The sequence below is a fragment of the Pseudomonas sp. GXZC genome (assembly GCF_026967615.1).
In the GTDB taxonomy this organism is placed as follows: Bacteria; Pseudomonadota; Gammaproteobacteria; order Pseudomonadales; family Pseudomonadaceae; genus Aquipseudomonas; species Aquipseudomonas azotoformans_A.
The window spans coordinates 724,874-739,439 of record NZ_CP114115.1 but is presented as its reverse complement, the minus strand read 5'-3'; the positions used below and the strand labels follow the sequence as shown (position 1 = coordinate 739,439).

Sequence of the window (14,566 nt, the reverse complement as noted above, 5' to 3'; positions counted from 1 at the left end):
GATCTGTCGATCGGGCTTTTGCTTTCCTGTAGATCGCATCACGCCCTTCCCCTGCCAAGTTCGACGCCAACAGACCTGTTTTGCTAGAGTGCGTCGCTGTACTTGCCGACAAAGCCCGCCCGCCCATGCTGCCCCGCGCCGAACAGAAGCAACAGACCCGCCTCGCCCTGATGGACGCAGCCCGCCATCTGATGGAGTGCGGCCGTGGGTTTGGCAGCCTGAGCCTGCGCGAAGTGGCGAAGACGGCCGGTATCGTGCCCACCGGGTTCTATCGGCATTTTGCCGACATGGACCAGCTTGGGCTTGTGTTGGTGAGTGAAGTCGGCCAGACCTTCCGCGCCACTATCCGCCTGGTGCGCCATAACGAATTCGTGATGGGCGGCATTATCGACGCCTCAGTGCGGATCTTTCTCGATGTGGTCTCGGCCAACCGTTCGCAATTCCTGTTCCTGGCCCGCGAGCAATACGGCGGCTGCCTGGCCGTGCGCCAGGCCATCGGGGCGCTACGTGAAGACATCACCCGCGACCTCGCGGCCGACCTGACGTTCATGCCTAAACTGCAGCACCTGGATGCTGAAGGCCTGCATGTGATGGCCGACCTGATCGTCAAAAGTGTGTTCGCCACCCTTCCCGACATCATCGACCCGCCAGCCCAGGCCCTGCCTGACCACCTCACGCCCCAGGCGAAAATCACCCAGCAGTTGCGCTTTATATTTATCGGCTTGAAGCACTGGCAAGGCCTGGGCAGTACCGAATAAAGCCATCACCCTGCCGTATGAAAACGCTTGGCGGTGGTGTAGTTCTTGTTCCAGTAGCTGTTGCTCAATGAATCGATACGGATGCGCTGGCCGGTTCGCGGCGAATGAATGAATTTGCCATCGCCTATATAGAGCCCCACATGGCTGACCTGGCCGCGCCCGTTGGCTTTGAAAAACACCGCATCGCCGGGCTTGAGCGCATTGCGTTTGATGGTCGCGGCCGTTGACCGCTGCATGGCCGCGGTGGTGCGTGGGATCTGAATGTTGGCTTCGGTCTTGAACAAATAGACCAGCAGGCTGCTGCAATCAAACCCCTGATCCGCCGAGGTGCCACCCCACTTGTAAGGCGTACCCAGCAGTTCGTGGGCGCGGTCGACCACATCCTCGATAGGCGCGTGTTTCAAAGAAGTGCTGAAGGACGGATGAGATTTCAGATTGGCAGAGGCCGATGAAAGCACGAAAGACAGACTGACAATAACCAGATAACAAAATGACTTGAACATGATAAACGTCGCAGTGAATTAAACACGGCGCACAGCCTAATGACCCCGCAGGAAAGGTGATGAACGCCAATTCCCCATACCCTGTAGGGAAAATCTGAAAACGCCCATCACTCGTGCAACAGGCAATAATGCGCACCACTTTGGCGCACACGGGAAACTCTTCCTCGCCCCGTTTAGTGGCACACCCCTCATTGCCTACAGGCAATTCCTACTCCCCATCCAGGTTGGCAAGCCCCTTGCTCTAGCTGTTTCATCGCTCATAGCTGGAAGCTTCCTGATGCTGGTGATCCACCGCCGAATCGCCCCCCAAGCCCTCTGGGCCGCCGAGTTGCTGCTGAACTTCGAAGCCCGCAGCAAAAGCCGCCTGCGCTGTTTCAGTGCCGACGGTGAAGACGTCGGCCTTTTCCTGGAGCGCGGCCAACCACCGCTGCACGATGGCGAATTCCTACAGGCGGAGGACGGACGAGTCGTACGCGTGTGCGCCCGGCCTGAACAACTGCTGCATGTCACCTGCAGCAGCGCATTTGAACTGACGCGCGCGGCGTATCACCTGGGTAACCGTCACGTGGCATTGCAAGTGGGCGATGGCTGGCTACGCCTGCTCGATGACTATGTGCTCAAGGCCATGCTCGAACAGCTGGGCGCGCAGACGCAGACCCTCGAAGCGCCATTCCAGCCGGAACATGGCGCCTATGGCGGCGGCCATCATCATTCGCGCCATGGCGATGAAGATTTCAACTACCCGCCCAAGCTGCACCAGTTCGGCGTGCGTCTATGAACCCAGCCTGGGCGCTGTTGCGTCTGGCCAGTCCGCAATTGCCGATTGGTGGCTACAGCTATTCCCAGGGTTTGGAAATGGCGGTGGAGAACGGTCGCGTCAACGACGCTGCCAGTGCACGGCGCTGGATCAGCGATCAGTTGCTGCTCAACCTCGCACGTTTCGAGGCACCCGTTCTGCTTGCCCATTGCCATGCCGCCTTTGAGGCCGATTGGCCGCGCCTGGCTCACCTGTGCGAAGAACATCGCGCCAGCCGTGAGACCCGCGAGCTGTACCAGGAGAGCCGGCAGATGGGCTACTCCCTGCAACAACTGCTCAACGGCCTGCCGGAACTGGACGACGCCGCCCGCCTATTTCTTCAACAGTGCGCCGAACCGCATTTGGCATTGGGCTGGGCCCTGGCCGCACGTGCCTGGAACATCAGCCCCGCCGACGCGCTTGCCGCCTGGCTATGGAGCTGGCTGGAAAACCAATTGGCTGTGCTGATGAAAACCCTGCCCCTGGGCCAGCAAGCCGCCCAACGCCTCACCAGTGAACTGCTGCCGCTGCTGCAACAGGCCCAGCAGGACGCCAACCGCATCCAACCCAACCATTTCGGCAGCGCCGCGTTCGGCCTGTCCCTGGCCTGCATGGCCCACGAGCGCCAATACAGCCGACTGTTTCGTTCCTAGGAGAAGCATATGAACTCACAACCTTTGCGTGTCGGCATCGGCGGCCCGGTGGGCTCCGGCAAGACGGCCCTGACCCTGGCCCTGTGCCTCGCGCTGCGTGATCGCTACAACCTGGCAGTGGTCACCAACGACATCTACACCCGCGAGGACGCTGACTTCCTGGTGCGCAACCAGGCCCTCGCGCCGGAACGCATCATCGGCGTGGAAACCGGTGGCTGCCCGCACACGGCGATCCGCGAAGACGCCTCGATCAACCTGGAAGCCGTCGACCAGCTCAATCGCCGCTTCCCCGGCCTGGACCTGATCCTGGTGGAGTCCGGCGGCGACAACCTCTCGGCCACCTTCAGCCCGGAGTTGTCGGACCTGACCATCTACGTGATCGACGTGTCCGCCGGCGACAAGCTGCCGCGCAAGGGCGGGCCTGGCATCTGCAAGTCCGACCTGCTGGTGATCAACAAGATCGACCTGGCGCCCTTGGTCGGCGCGTCGCTGGAGCTGATGAACAGCGACACCACGCGCATGCGCAACGGCAAACCCTTTGTGTTCAGCAACCAGAAAACCGGTGTCGGCCTGGAGGACATCGTCGCCTTCATCGAACGCCAAGGCCTGCTGACCGCCGCCTGATCAACCCATAAGGAACCTGTCCATGAACCTCAAGAAACTCTTCACCGCCGCCGCCCTGCTGCTGGCCCCTGCCCTGGCCTTCGCTCACCCGGGCCATGGCGACAACGGCCTGGTGGCCGGTATCAGCCATCCCCTGAGTGGCATCGACCACTTGCTGGCCATGGTCGCGGTCGGTTTGTGGGCCGCCCAACAAAAAGGCGCCGCCCGTTGGGCGTTGCCGTGCACCTTTGTCGGCACCATGCTGATTGGCGGCGTGCTGGGTTTTGAAGGCCTAGAGTTGCCACTGCTGGAAAGCGGGATTGCCGCGTCGGTGCTGGCCCTGGGCCTGGCGGTGGCGCTGGCGGTGCGTCCGCCGTTGTTCGTGGCGGTGGGTGCGACGGCCTTGTTCGCACTGTTCCATGGCGTGGCGCACGGTCTGGAGTTGCCGGACATGTCCAGCCCGTGGGCATATGCCGCGGGTTTTGTCGGTGCGACTGCCGTGCTGCACGCGGCCGGATATGCGGTGGTGCGCTTCCTGCCGGCTGCGGCGGCGCCGTTGGTGCGGATTGCGGGGGCGGCTTCGGCGGCGACGGGGGTATGGCTGCTCGCCAGCTAACAGCCGCAAGCTCCAAGCTGCAAGTAAGGCTGATTTGCGCTGACTTGCAGCTTGCAGCTCACAACTCAAGGCTGCCCCTCTGCTACCATGCGCGCCTACACCCCTGCCGTGACGACGCCAGCCAATGCCCAGCGCTTCCCAACCCTCCTTGAACACCGTGCTTACGCACTTCCACAGCCTGATCGTGCCACTCTGGCAAGGCCCGGGCTGGAATGCCGACCTGGCATTGCCCTATGAGGCGCTGGACGCCGATCATCAGCCACTGCCCCCGCAACGCTACCGCGCGATGGCCTGCGCCCGGCAGTTGTACCTGTTTGCCAGCCTGATCGGCGAGCCCGGCGCGGCCTTTGCTGAAGAACGTGCAGCGGCACTGTTTCGCTCCCTGCAACGGCACTTTCACGACGCCGAGCACGGTGGCTGGTTCTACAGCATCGACCCGTCCGGCCAGCCGCTGGACAAGCGCAAAGACCTCTACACCCACGCCTTCATCATCTTTGCCTGCGCCCATTATTGGGCCAAGGTGCGTGAGCCATTGGTGGCGTCGGTGCTCAACGCCGCCCTGGAAGTGGTCGCCGAGCGGTTCTCCACAGGCGACGGTCTGTACGAAGCCGTATTGGAGCGCAACTGGTCATCGCTCAAGTCTGGCCCACTGCAAAACCCGCTGATGCACCTGGCCGAAGGTTTCCTCGCCACCCTCGCGGTGCGTGAAGACGCCGACGTGCAAGCCGCCCTGCTGGCGCTGGCGACGGCCATGCAGCAGCGCTTCATCGACCGCCAGCACGGCGTGATGATGGAAAAACCGCTGGGTGCTGTGGATAACTGGTTTGAACCGGGGCACCAGTTCGAATGGTTCTTCTTGCTGGAGTCTTCGGACGTGCTGCGCGGTACACCTCTGCATGCATCCCTGACCCGGGCGTTCGCCTACGCAGAACTCAAGGGTGTGGATAACCTCAGCGGTGCGGTCAGCGGCATGTTGGCGCTAGACGGTACGGTACGCGACGGCACCCAGCGTATCTGGGCCCAGGCCGAATACCTGCGGGCACTGACCTTGCGACCCAATAGCGAAGCGGTGCTACAGCGCCAGTTGCTGGCGCTGCAACAGCACTTTCTGCATGCAAAAGGCTGGAATGAATGCCTGGATGCCAAGGGTGCCGTGAGTCGACGGGACATGCCGTCGACCACGCCGTATCACTTGGCAACCTGTTACCAGGGCCTTATGCAATCCACTTGCGATCTCCGGTAAAGCTGATCGTCAGCCAGCGCGCCGCATCCGGCGTGCCGAGCCCTGTGGATATCTCTTCGCGCAGCCCGTCGAGGGTCGCGACGTTATCCACCGGGTAATCCGCCGGCAACACCACATGAATCTCGATAAACCGTGCCCGCCCGTGCTTTTGCACGTAGGACACGTAGTCGTCGAAACCATGCTTGGCCTGGGCCGCTTCCATCACTTCGCGCACTGTGTCGTCCAACTGGTCCGGCGCGATTCCCAGCACCTCGCGCAAGGCCGGGCGCAGGATCTTGAACGCCGGCGCCAGCATGCTCAGGGCCAGCAGGATCAGGATCAATGGGTCGACATACACCGCCCACTCGCCATAGCCCTGGGACTTGAGCAACAGCGCCGCCAGGAAGCTGATCAGCAAGCCTACCGACAGCATCGCGTCCACCAGCCAGCTGATATTGTCGAACTGGATCAACGATGATTTCAGCTGGCGATTGCGATAACGCACGTAGAAGAAATAGGCGAACTCGACGACGGTAAACACCGCCGCGTAGATGATCACCAACCCCAACTCGATCTCGCGCCCGCCATTGATAATGCCGAACACGCCATTGAGGAACGCATAGATGGCGATCAGCAACAGGAAACTGCCTTCGATCAGCAGCACCATGGGTTCCAAGTGCCAATAGCCGAACTGGAAACGCTCGTTGCTTTTCTTGGCGATCAGCTTGGCCGTGATCAGCATCAACACCTTGATGGCGGTGGCGATCAACGAGAAAAAGCCGTCGAACAGAATGGATTGGGCGCCAGAAATCACACCCGTGACAATCCCGGCGATCGCGACCGCGAACATCAGGATGGTCGATTGTTTGAGCAGTGCCTGCTCACCTCGGTTACTCACATTTCCTCCCGTTAAAACCTTAAATCCGCACAGTGCGGAGGGGTTTTCAGGCGGTAAGTGTACCTTATGACCTGTTTTGGCTGATTTGCCGCATGATTACCGGTAAAAACCTGATCCTGTGGTGAGCGGGCTTGCCCCGCGCGAGGCAATCTCGCTCACCACAAAAACCAGCAGGACGGAGCGTCAGCCCTTGGCCCCGCGCTCAATCGCAAACCCAGCCCACGTCTGGCTTACCGGCATCAGCTCCAACCGGTTGATATTCACATGCGCCGGCGTGTTCATGACCCAGAAGATCGTGTCCGCAATATCCTGCGGCTGGATCGGCTCGGCACCCGCATAAGTCGCGTCATACCGCGCCTGATCACCGCCGAAGCGCACCAGCGAGAACTCGCTTTCACACAGGCCCGGCTCGATGTTGGTCACGCGCACGCCCGTGCCTTGCAGGTCGCAACGCAGGTTCAGCGAAAATTGCTTAACGAACGCCTTGGAACCGCCATACACGTGGCTGCCCGGATACGGATAATTACCCGCGATGGACCCCAGGTTGATGATGCCCGCGCCGCGACCGTGAGCGATCAGGCGTGGCAGCAGCAGATTAGTGGTGGTCAGCAGGCCCTTGATGTTGGTGTCAACCATGGTTTCCCAATCGTCGAGGCTGCACTTGGGTGCTGGGTCGGTGCCCACGGCCAGGCCGGCGTTGTTGATCAGCCCGCGCAGCTTGGCGAACGACGGCGGCAGGTTGGCGATGGCGTCTTCCATGCCTTTGCGGTCCCGCACGTCCACGACCAGGCCATGCACTTCAGTCTGCTTGGATAGTTCTTCGACCAGCGCATTCAGGCGGTCGGCACGACGGCCGGTGAGCACCAGTTTCCAGCCGGCTTCGGCAAAACGACGGGCGCAGGCTTCGCCGAAACCTGAGGTTGCGCCAGTAATAAACAACGTGTCGGACATGGTGTTCTCCTTGCGGGCATCGGAAAAAAGTTGCCAGCAGAATGCCCGTACACCGCGATGGCGGCAACCGCTAAGCACACAACTTGATACACGCCTGATCACTTTTTAATCAACTCTATAAAAACCATACAGGCCGTGGCTTGCAGCTATGTGCGCGCAGGTTATCCACAACTGCGCCCACAGTCTTTGGGGGCAACTACAGAATGCTCCAAGCCGCTATACACAAGGGCTACAGGCGGTTTTAGAAAGTTTTTTGCTTGACCTTGGCCGGGGCGTATGTAGGCCTGCCGCCGATCGCAAAATCAGAACGATGGCTCCAGGCCAGTCATTCCGGCCTCTGCGGCGGTCTTTCCAGAGTTTAGTCACAGACTTATCCACAGGCTGGCGGGACATATTTCGGTCATATACCTGTGTCTTTAAACAGGTTGACAAAGGCTTGGAGCGGCGACCAAAAACCACCTGATCAAAAAACAACCGCCGCGCTACAAGCCCCGGATTCATTGGCTTACAGCCAGCTACTCCCACGTTACCCACAGCCGGTTCCACAGCGGATGGGGACAAGTCAAAACTGTGACAAAACAGGGATTTGCGGCGGCTATATGTCGCGCTTTGGAGGGGGGCTGGATTTGTTTTCCACAATTTCCAGAAAGCTCTGTAGATAGCCTCAACATGAATGTGGGAGCCGAAGCTCCCACAGGTCATTCCAAGAATATCTATTCGTTAATGACCGCCGAGGTAGGCGTTGCGCACTTCCTCATTCACCAGCAATTCCTTACCGGTGCCCGTCAGGCGAATCTCGCCGTTGACCATCACATACGCCCGATCCGACAAGCGCAGCGCATGGTTGGCGTTCTGTTCCACCAGGAAGATGGTCATCCCGGTGGAGGCCAGCTCGCGCAACGTCGAGAAGATCTGCTTCACCACAATCGGCGCCAGGCCCAGGCTCGGTTCATCCAGCAGCAACAGCTTGGGCCGGCTCATCAGCGCGCGGGCGATGGCGAGCATTTGCTGCTCGCCGCCGGACATGGTCATGGCGCGCTGGGTACGTCGCTCCTTGAGCCGTGGGAACAGCTCAAACATGCGCTGCATGTCTTCCTGAGCAAACTTGTCGCCAATGGGGATGGTGCCCATCAGCAGGTTTTCCTCGACGGTCATGTCGGGGAACACCCGCCGCCCTTCCGGCGACTGCGCAATACCGTTGGACGCGATGTAGTGCGACGACTTATGGGTGATGTCGACGCCGTTATAGAGTATCTGCCCCGACTCGGCCCGTGGCTGGCCGAAGATCGACATCAGCAGCGTGGATTTGCCCGCGCCGTTGGAGCCGATCAGGCTGACGGTTTCGCCTTCATTAATGTGCAGCGAGACTTTTTTCAGGGCCTGGATCGGGCCGTAATACACGTCCAGGTCCTTCATTTCGAGGATAGGCCCGTTCATACAAGCTCCTCTTCGTCGGCGCCCAGGTAGGCGGCAATCACTTTCGGGTCGTTGCGGATCGCTTCCGGCCCGCCCTCGGCGATCACGTTGCCGTGGTCCAGCACCACGATGTGGTCGGAAATACTCATCACCATGCCCATGTCGTGTTCGATCAGCACCACCGTGAGGTCGTGTTCGTCGCGCAGCAGGCGAATCATCGCGCTGAGGGCTTCGGTTTCCTGGGGGTTGAGGCCCGCAGCCGGTTCATCCAGGCAGATAATCTGCGGCCGCGTGCACATGGCACGGGCGATCTCCAGGCGGCGCTGCTGGCCGTAGGAGAGTTCGCCGGCCAGGCGGTTAGCGCAGTCGACCAGGTTCACCACTTCCAACCAGTAGAAAGCGTGGTCGAGGGCGTCGCTTTCGGCCTTGCGGTAGCCCTTGGTGTTGAGGATGCCCGCGAGCATGTTGCGGTTGACCCACATGTGCTGGGCCACCAGCAGGTTTTCCACCACCGACATTTCCTTGAACAGGCGAATGTTCTGGAACGTCCGCGCCAGGCCGGCGCGGTTCACCAGGTGGGTGCCGCCGAACATCTTGTAGTACACCCGGCTGAGGAAGCTTTTGGGCGACACAAAGTCGGTGGGCTGGAAGCGCTCGCCGAGCAACTGGATCACGTCGGTCTGCTTGCCGCGAAGATTGAGTTGGATCTTGCCGCCGCTGGCTTTGTAGAAGCCGGTGAGGCAGTTGAACACCGTGGTCTTGCCGGCGCCGTTGGGGCCGATCAAGGCGAAGATCGAGTTGCGTTCGACCTTGAGGCTCACATCGCTCAGGGCCTTGATGCCACCGAAGTGCATCATCAGGTGTTCCACGGAGAGGACGACTTCCTTGCTCATGGCGCCACTCCTTTACGTGGTGTCACACCGGTACGGCTGATGCGGATCAAGCCGCGTGGTCGCCAGATCATCATCACCACCATCAACACGCCGAACAGCAGTACGCGGTATTCAGAGAAGCTACGCAGCAGTTCAGGCGCGACGGTCAGAACAAACGCCGCAATCACCACGCCCACCGTCGAACCCATGCCACCCAACACCACGATGGCCAGGATCAGCGCCGACTCGAAGAAGGTGAACGACGACGGGTTGACGAAGCCCTGGTAGCTGGCAAAGAACACCCCAGCCAAACCCGCCGTCGATGCACCGATGGTGAACGCCGAAAGTTTGACCAACACATGGTTCAGCCCCATGGAACGGCAGGCGATCTCATCTTCGCGCAAGGCCTCCCAGGCGCGGCCGACCGGCATGCGGGTCAGGCGATGCTTGATGTACAGCACGGCCAGCACCACCAGAAACAGCACGATGTAGATGAACAGGAATTTGATGTTGGGGTTGTAGTCGATGCCGAAGAACTCATGGAAGGGCACCCCGCCATCCTTCGCGCGCTTGCCGAACTCCAGGCCGAGGAAGGTCGGCGAGGGCACCGGCATACCGTTGGGCCCACCGGTAAACGACAGCCAGTTGTTGAGCACCAGGCGGATGATTTCACCAAAGCCCAGGGTCACGATGGCCAAATAGTCACCGTGCATTCGCAGCACCGGGAACCCGAGTATGCACCCCGCCAGCGCCGCCGCGATGGCCGCCAATGGCAGCACCGTCCAGAAGCCCAGGCCGAGGTATTGATAACCCAATGCCAGGCCGTAGGCCCCGATGGCGTAGAACGCCACGTAACCCAGGTCGAGCAGGCCCGCCAGGCCGACCACGATGTTGAGGCCCAGGCCGAGCAACACATAGATCAGGCCGAGGATCACCACCGTGAGCAGGTACTTGTTGGCGAAGATCGGGAACACGATGGCGATCACGATCAGGGCCGGGATGATCCAGCGCAACCGCGACTTGTAGTCCGGCGCCAGCACGTGCACGCCAGAGCCGGTGCTCTCGAAGCCCTGCAGGATCTTCAGGCCCTTGGGCGTTTGCAGGAACAGGCTCATGGCAAAGCGGCCGACCATCACGATGGCCACCAACAGGGCCACGCGGGCCGGTTCCAGGTTGAAGCTGTAGCCGTCGAGGACCACGCCGACGATCGGACCGAACACGACCAGTGAAATCAGCCCGGCGAGGACTGTATCGACCACACTTTTCTTGATATCGATGGGTTTGGCAGCAGACATGTTTACACCTTCGCCACAAGTGGGCGACCAAGCAGGCCCTGGGGACGGAAAATCAGAATCACCACCAACAGGGAGAAACTGAACACGTCTTTGTAGTCAGAGTTGATCAACCCCGAGAACAACGACTCGGAGATACCGAGGATGATCCCGCCCAACATCGCCCCAGGCAGGGAGCCGATGCCGCCGAGTACCGCTGCGGTAAACGCCTTGATGCCGATGATGAAGCCGGCATAGAAGTCGAAGGTGCCGTAGTTGAGGGTGATCAACACGCCGGCCAATGCCGCCATGGCGGCGCCGATGACGAACACATAGGAGATCACCCGGTCGGTGTTGATGCCGAGGATCGACGCCATCTTGCGGTCTTGTTGAGTGGCGCGGCACATGCGGCCGAGCTTGGTGTATTTGATGATGTAAGTGAGCAACGCCATGCCGGCAAACGCCGCCACGAGGATGAACACCTTGGTGTACGTCAACTGAACGAAGCCTGTGCCGATATCGACACGCCAGGCCCCGGCCAGCAGGGTGGGAATGCCTTGTTGCTTGGCGCCCTGGGCAATCTGTGCGTAGTTCTGCAGGATCAGCGAGATACCGATGGCGCTGATCAGCGGTGCCAGTCGGGTGGAGTTGCGCAGCGGTTTGTAGGCGACACGCTCGATGACCCAGCCGTATACGCCGGTGACGACGACGGTGAAGATCAAGGTGCCGAGAATGAGCAGCGGGAAGGATTCGATGCCGAAGTAAGCCAGCAGTGCCAGACTGATCGCCGCGAGGTAAGCGGAAATCATATAAACCTCGCCGTGGGCGAAGTTGATCATGCCAATGATGCCATAGACCATTGTGTAGCCGATGGCGATCAGGCCATAGACCGACCCGAGGGTCAGGCCGTTGACCAGTTGCTGCAGGAAAATACCATCCATAACGCAATCTCACGCGGTGAGCACCTGCACACCGGTGGGTGTGCGGCGCTTCTGGAGGAAAACAGAGGTTTACTCCTGTCGGAGCGCGCTAATGTGGCGAGGGAGCTTGCTCCCGCTGGGCTGCGAAGCAGCCCCAAACTGGGTGATCGAGGTACATCAGATGTAGCTCGGTAAACGGTTTGGGAGTGCTACGCACTCCAGCGGGAGCAAGCTCCCTCGCCACAGCAAGCCCGCGCCTACAGAAGATCAGGCGTCGTGCTTACTTCTGTTTTTCCAGCTGGTGGTATTTGCCGTCTTTATCCCACTGGTAAACCACGTAGTCGGAGATCTTCAGGTCACCCTTCGAATCCCAGGCTTTTTCGCCCATGACGGTTTTCACCGGGTGAGCCTTGAGCCACTTGGCGGCGTCTTCGCCTTTGTTGGACTTGGCGCCGTTGAAGCCAGCGGCCAAGGCCTGAACCGACGCATAGGCGTACAAGGTGTAGCCTTCCGGCTCGGTGCCGTTTTTACGGAACTCTTCCACCACGGCCTTGCTGTCTGGCAGCAGGCGCGGGTCGGCGCCGAAGGTCATGTACACGCCGTCGACGTATTGCTTGCCGCCTGCGGTGGCAACCAGTTCGTCGGTGACCACGCCGTCATCGGACATGAACTTGACGTCTTTCAAGCCAGCTTCACGGATCTGGCGAACCAGTGGACCGGCTTCCGGGTGCAGGCCGCCGAAGTACACGACGTCAGCACCGGTGGAGCGGATCTTGGTGACCAGGGCGCTGAAGTCTTTCTCGCCACGGGTCAGGCCTTCTTCCAGCACCGGCTTGACGCCGCGCTTGGTCAACTGGGCAGCGGTGGCGTCGGCCAGGCCTTTGCCGTAGGTGTCCTTGTCGTTGATGACGGCGACTTTCTTGCCCTTGAGCACGTCGACGATGTAGTCGCCAGCAACGATGCCTTGCTGGTCGTCACGCCCGCACATACGGAACATGGCGCCCAGGCCGCGTTCGGTCACTTGTGGGTTGGTGGAGCCTGGGGTGATGGCGATGATGCCGGCTTCGTCATACACCTCGGAGGCCGGGATGGTGTTGGAGGAGCAGAAGTGCCCGACCACGCCGATCACTTTGTCCTGGTCGGCCAGGCGGTTGGCCACGGCCACAGCCTGCTTGGGTTCACACGCATCGTCGCCAGCTACCAGCACGATTTTCTCGCCGTTGATGCCGCCGGCCTTGTTGATCACATCGGCTGCCGCCTGGGCACCCTTCATGTACTGCTCACCGAAAGCGGCGTTGGCGCCCGTCATGGGCCCCGCGACGCCGATCTTCACATCAGCTTGAACAAACGTAGAAACACCCAGCGCCGCTGCAACGGCGAGGGCCAGAAAACCTTTCTTGTAAAACGTCTGGGACATGAGTGGTGCTCCGATATTTTTGATTTTTGGCACGACAACTTGCATTCAAACCTTTCACTGAAAGCCCAGAGCAAGGCGCGTGCCATTACGTTTTTATTCTTCAAAAAGACACGGTGTCATTGTTATTGCAGGTGTTTCGGCTCCATTCGCCAGGACGTGCAACCCTCTAGCGTCCAGAGGTGCAACCAATGGATCCAAAAAGTACAACCGTGGCAGGTCGTACCTGCAACCAAGCCTATAAACGACAGTTCCTGGCGCTGTAACAAACGGCGTAACGGAACTGCACATTTACAGTGCGTGATTGCTACGACTTGCACCAATACAGATTAGTAGCCTGCTAAGAAAATGCAGGCTTCTGAGCGGTATTTCGCTGATCAGATCACGATCCTCAGGCATTGGCCGGCGTGATACAGCGAGAACCCGGCTTCATACAGGCAGCTGCGCAAGCCTACCCCGGCCAAAGGCTGCATCGGCGCGAAGGGAATCGGCAGCGCCTGGGGATTCTGGTGACACAAGTAGTCGGCAAATGCCTTGCCGACCACACTGCCGGTGGTCACGCCACGGCCGTTATAGCCCGTGACTGCCACAAGGCCGGGCGCCGGTTCGAACAGGCGCATCAAGTGGTCCGGGGTGAAGGCGATACAGCCAGTCCAGGTGAACTCCCACTGCACCGATTTGAGGTACGGGAAGTAATGCTGCTGCACCCGATCGGCCCACGCCTTGAGGAACCACGCGGGCTTCTGGTTGCCGTTGCCCAGGCTGCCGAGCAACAAACGGCCATCGGCGTCGCGACGGATGCTGCTCAGCACCTGGCGCGTATCCCATGAGCCCTGGCCGCCGGGCAGGATCTGTTGGGCGGCGTCGCCCGTCAGTGGGGCCGACGCGACCTGGTAGTAATAGCCGGGGAAGAAATTGCGCCGCAACTCGGTCCACTCGCCTTCGGTGTAGGCGTTGGAGGCGATCACCACTTGTGCAGCCTGCACTGACCCTTGTGCGGTCTGCACCGACCAGTGCGAACCCTGGCGCTCAAGCTGCGTGACCGGCGAATGATCGAACAACTGCCCGCCAAGGCCCGCCGCCGCATTGGCCAAACCGCTGGTGTAGGCCATCGGGTTCAAGGTGCCGGCACGCCGATCCAGCAAGGCGGCGGCGATCTTTTTGGTGCCCGTGGCCTGTTCACAAGCCTGGCCGGTAAGCAACTCGACTGGCGCGCCACGGCGCTTCCATTGCGCTTCACGACTGCGCAAATCCGCCTCGCCACGGGCGTTGTGCGCCATGTGCAAGGTGCCTTCACGGCGTAATTGGCAATCGATGTTGTATTTATCGATCAGGCTGAACACCAGGGACGGCGCCGCACCCAACATACGGTTGAGCTGGCTGCCCACCGCTTCGCCGAAACCGGCTTCGATTTCGTCCGGCGGGATCCACATGCCGGCGTTGACCAGCCCCACATTACGCCCGGAACCACCATGGCCGGTGCGATGAGCTTCCAGCACGGCGACGCTTTTACCTTGTTCCAGCAAATGAACGGCCGCCGACAAACCGGTGATCCCGGCGCCGATCACGCACACATCCACCTTGACCTCGCCCTTGAGCGCGGCACGGTCCGGCCGGCTGGGAGTGAGGTGTTCCCATAAACATGTTTCGCGTAGTGCCATTGCCAGACTCCG

The 14,566-nt window shown here is 60.5% G+C and carries 15 protein-coding genes; 6 read left to right on the top strand and 9 right to left on the bottom strand.

The features are described from left to right. Positions 1–125 precede the first annotated feature (125 nt). Positions 126–758, top strand: coding sequence for a TetR family transcriptional regulator (locus tag OZ428_RS03465; protein WP_025857330.1), 633 nt, complete (start codon positions 126–128; stop codon positions 756–758). A gap of 5 nt (positions 759–763) precedes the next feature. Here OZ428_RS03465 and OZ428_RS03460 read toward each other — a convergent pair whose 3' ends face one another. Then, positions 764–1,261, bottom strand: coding sequence for a C40 family peptidase (locus OZ428_RS03460; RefSeq protein ID WP_269132706.1), 498 nt, complete (start codon positions 1,259–1,261; stop codon positions 764–766). A 277-nt stretch (positions 1,262–1,538) separates the two neighbouring features. On the opposite strand from OZ428_RS03460, the gene ureE reads away from it, so the two are divergent. The 5 genes from ureE to OZ428_RS03435 all read left to right on the top strand — a co-directional run bounded on the left by ureE (position 1,539) and on the right by OZ428_RS03435 (position 5,172). After that, positions 1,539–2,039 (top strand): urease accessory protein UreE, encoded by a 501-nt coding sequence (gene ureE / locus OZ428_RS03455; RefSeq protein WP_177058928.1) that lies wholly within the window; start codon positions 1,539–1,541, stop codon positions 2,037–2,039. Further along, positions 2,036–2,710, top strand: a complete 675-nt coding sequence (locus OZ428_RS03450) for an urease accessory protein UreF (RefSeq protein ID WP_269132705.1) — start codon at positions 2,036–2,038, stop codon at positions 2,708–2,710. The genes ureE and OZ428_RS03450 overlap by 4 nt, the downstream gene beginning before the upstream one ends. A gap of 9 nt (positions 2,711–2,719) precedes the next feature. Continuing rightward, the gene (gene ureG / locus OZ428_RS03445) at positions 2,720–3,334 is read left to right on the top strand and encodes an urease accessory protein UreG (RefSeq protein WP_033897387.1); all 615 of its coding nucleotides are present in this window, start codon (positions 2,720–2,722) and stop codon (positions 3,332–3,334) included. A gap of 22 nt (positions 3,335–3,356) precedes the next feature. Then, positions 3,357–3,929, top strand: a complete 573-nt coding sequence (locus OZ428_RS03440; protein ID WP_269132704.1) for a HupE/UreJ family protein — start codon at positions 3,357–3,359, stop codon at positions 3,927–3,929. A 124-nt stretch (positions 3,930–4,053) separates the two neighbouring features. Then, positions 4,054–5,172 carry an AGE family epimerase/isomerase gene (locus OZ428_RS03435; RefSeq protein ID WP_269132703.1) on the top strand — a complete coding sequence of 373 codons (1,119 nt, stop codon included), beginning with the start codon at positions 4,054–4,056 and terminating at the stop codon, positions 5,170–5,172. Here the strand turns inward: OZ428_RS03435 and OZ428_RS03430 are convergent. The 8 genes from OZ428_RS03430 to amaA form a co-directional block, all read right to left on the bottom strand. Further along, positions 5,144–6,049: a cation diffusion facilitator family transporter gene (locus tag OZ428_RS03430; protein WP_061435100.1), complete on the bottom strand. Its 906-nt coding sequence runs from the start codon at positions 6,047–6,049 to the stop codon at positions 5,144–5,146. The two genes, OZ428_RS03435 and OZ428_RS03430, sit on opposite strands and share 29 nt — an antisense overlap. A gap of 183 nt (positions 6,050–6,232) precedes the next feature. Next, positions 6,233–7,000, bottom strand: a complete 768-nt coding sequence (locus tag OZ428_RS03425) for an SDR family oxidoreductase (protein WP_269132702.1) — start codon at positions 6,998–7,000, stop codon at positions 6,233–6,235. Positions 7,001–7,720: 720 nt separating this feature from the next. Beyond that, the gene (locus OZ428_RS03420; protein WP_033897392.1) at positions 7,721–8,437 is read right to left on the bottom strand and encodes an ABC transporter ATP-binding protein; all 717 of its coding nucleotides are present in this window, start codon (positions 8,435–8,437) and stop codon (positions 7,721–7,723) included. Further along, complete coding sequence (locus OZ428_RS03415) at positions 8,434–9,309, bottom strand: ABC transporter ATP-binding protein (protein WP_269132701.1); 876 nt, start codon at positions 9,307–9,309, stop codon at positions 8,434–8,436. The genes OZ428_RS03420 and OZ428_RS03415 overlap by 4 nt, the downstream gene beginning before the upstream one ends. Further along, a complete protein-coding gene (livM, locus tag OZ428_RS03410; protein WP_016976932.1) occupies positions 9,306–10,583 on the bottom strand; it encodes a high-affinity branched-chain amino acid ABC transporter permease LivM in 1,278 nt (425 codons plus the stop codon). The genes OZ428_RS03415 and livM overlap by 4 nt, the downstream gene beginning before the upstream one ends. 2 nt (positions 10,584–10,585) lie before the next feature. Continuing rightward, positions 10,586–11,500 (bottom strand): ABC transporter permease subunit, encoded by a 915-nt coding sequence (locus OZ428_RS03405; protein WP_003188099.1) that lies wholly within the window; start codon positions 11,498–11,500, stop codon positions 10,586–10,588. Positions 11,501–11,759: 259 nt separating this feature from the next. Next, the gene (locus tag OZ428_RS03400) at positions 11,760–12,896 is read right to left on the bottom strand and encodes a branched-chain amino acid ABC transporter substrate-binding protein (protein WP_025999776.1); all 1,137 of its coding nucleotides are present in this window, start codon (positions 12,894–12,896) and stop codon (positions 11,760–11,762) included. Between the two features lie 374 nt (positions 12,897–13,270). Then, positions 13,271–14,554, bottom strand: a complete 1,284-nt coding sequence (amaA, locus tag OZ428_RS03395) for an L-pipecolate oxidase (protein WP_269132700.1) — start codon at positions 14,552–14,554, stop codon at positions 13,271–13,273. Positions 14,555–14,566: the final 12 nt, after the last annotated feature.

Coding starts and splice junctions, on each gene's coding strand:
- OZ428_RS03400 (WP_025999776.1), bottom strand. CDS start 12,896: ATGTCCCAGACGTTTTACAAGAAAGGTTTTCTGGCCCTCGCCGTTGCA.
- OZ428_RS03415 (WP_269132701.1), bottom strand. CDS start 9,309: ATGAGCAAGGAAGTCGTCCTCTCCGTGGAACACCTGATGATGCACTTC.
- OZ428_RS03440 (WP_269132704.1), top strand. CDS start 3,357: ATGAACCTCAAGAAACTCTTCACCGCCGCCGCCCTGCTGCTGGCCCCT.
- OZ428_RS03420 (WP_033897392.1), bottom strand. CDS start 8,437: ATGAACGGGCCTATCCTCGAAATGAAGGACCTGGACGTGTATTACGGC.
- OZ428_RS03460 (WP_269132706.1), bottom strand. CDS start 1,261: ATGTTCAAGTCATTTTGTTATCTGGTTATTGTCAGTCTGTCTTTCGTG.
- OZ428_RS03405 (WP_003188099.1), bottom strand. CDS start 11,500: ATGGATGGTATTTTCCTGCAGCAACTGGTCAACGGCCTGACCCTCGGG.
- ureG (WP_033897387.1), top strand. CDS start 2,720: ATGAACTCACAACCTTTGCGTGTCGGCATCGGCGGCCCGGTGGGCTCC.
- OZ428_RS03465 (WP_025857330.1), top strand. CDS start 126: ATGCTGCCCCGCGCCGAACAGAAGCAACAGACCCGCCTCGCCCTGATG.
- OZ428_RS03450 (WP_269132705.1), top strand. CDS start 2,036: ATGAACCCAGCCTGGGCGCTGTTGCGTCTGGCCAGTCCGCAATTGCCG.
- OZ428_RS03425 (WP_269132702.1), bottom strand. CDS start 7,000: ATGTCCGACACGTTGTTTATTACTGGCGCAACCTCAGGTTTCGGCGAA.
- amaA (WP_269132700.1), bottom strand. CDS start 14,554: ATGGCACTACGCGAAACATGTTTATGGGAACACCTCACTCCCAGCCGG.
- ureE (WP_177058928.1), top strand. CDS start 1,539: ATGCTGGTGATCCACCGCCGAATCGCCCCCCAAGCCCTCTGGGCCGCC.
- OZ428_RS03435 (WP_269132703.1), top strand. CDS start 4,054: ATGCCCAGCGCTTCCCAACCCTCCTTGAACACCGTGCTTACGCACTTC.
- livM (WP_016976932.1), bottom strand. CDS start 10,583: ATGTCTGCTGCCAAACCCATCGATATCAAGAAAAGTGTGGTCGATACA.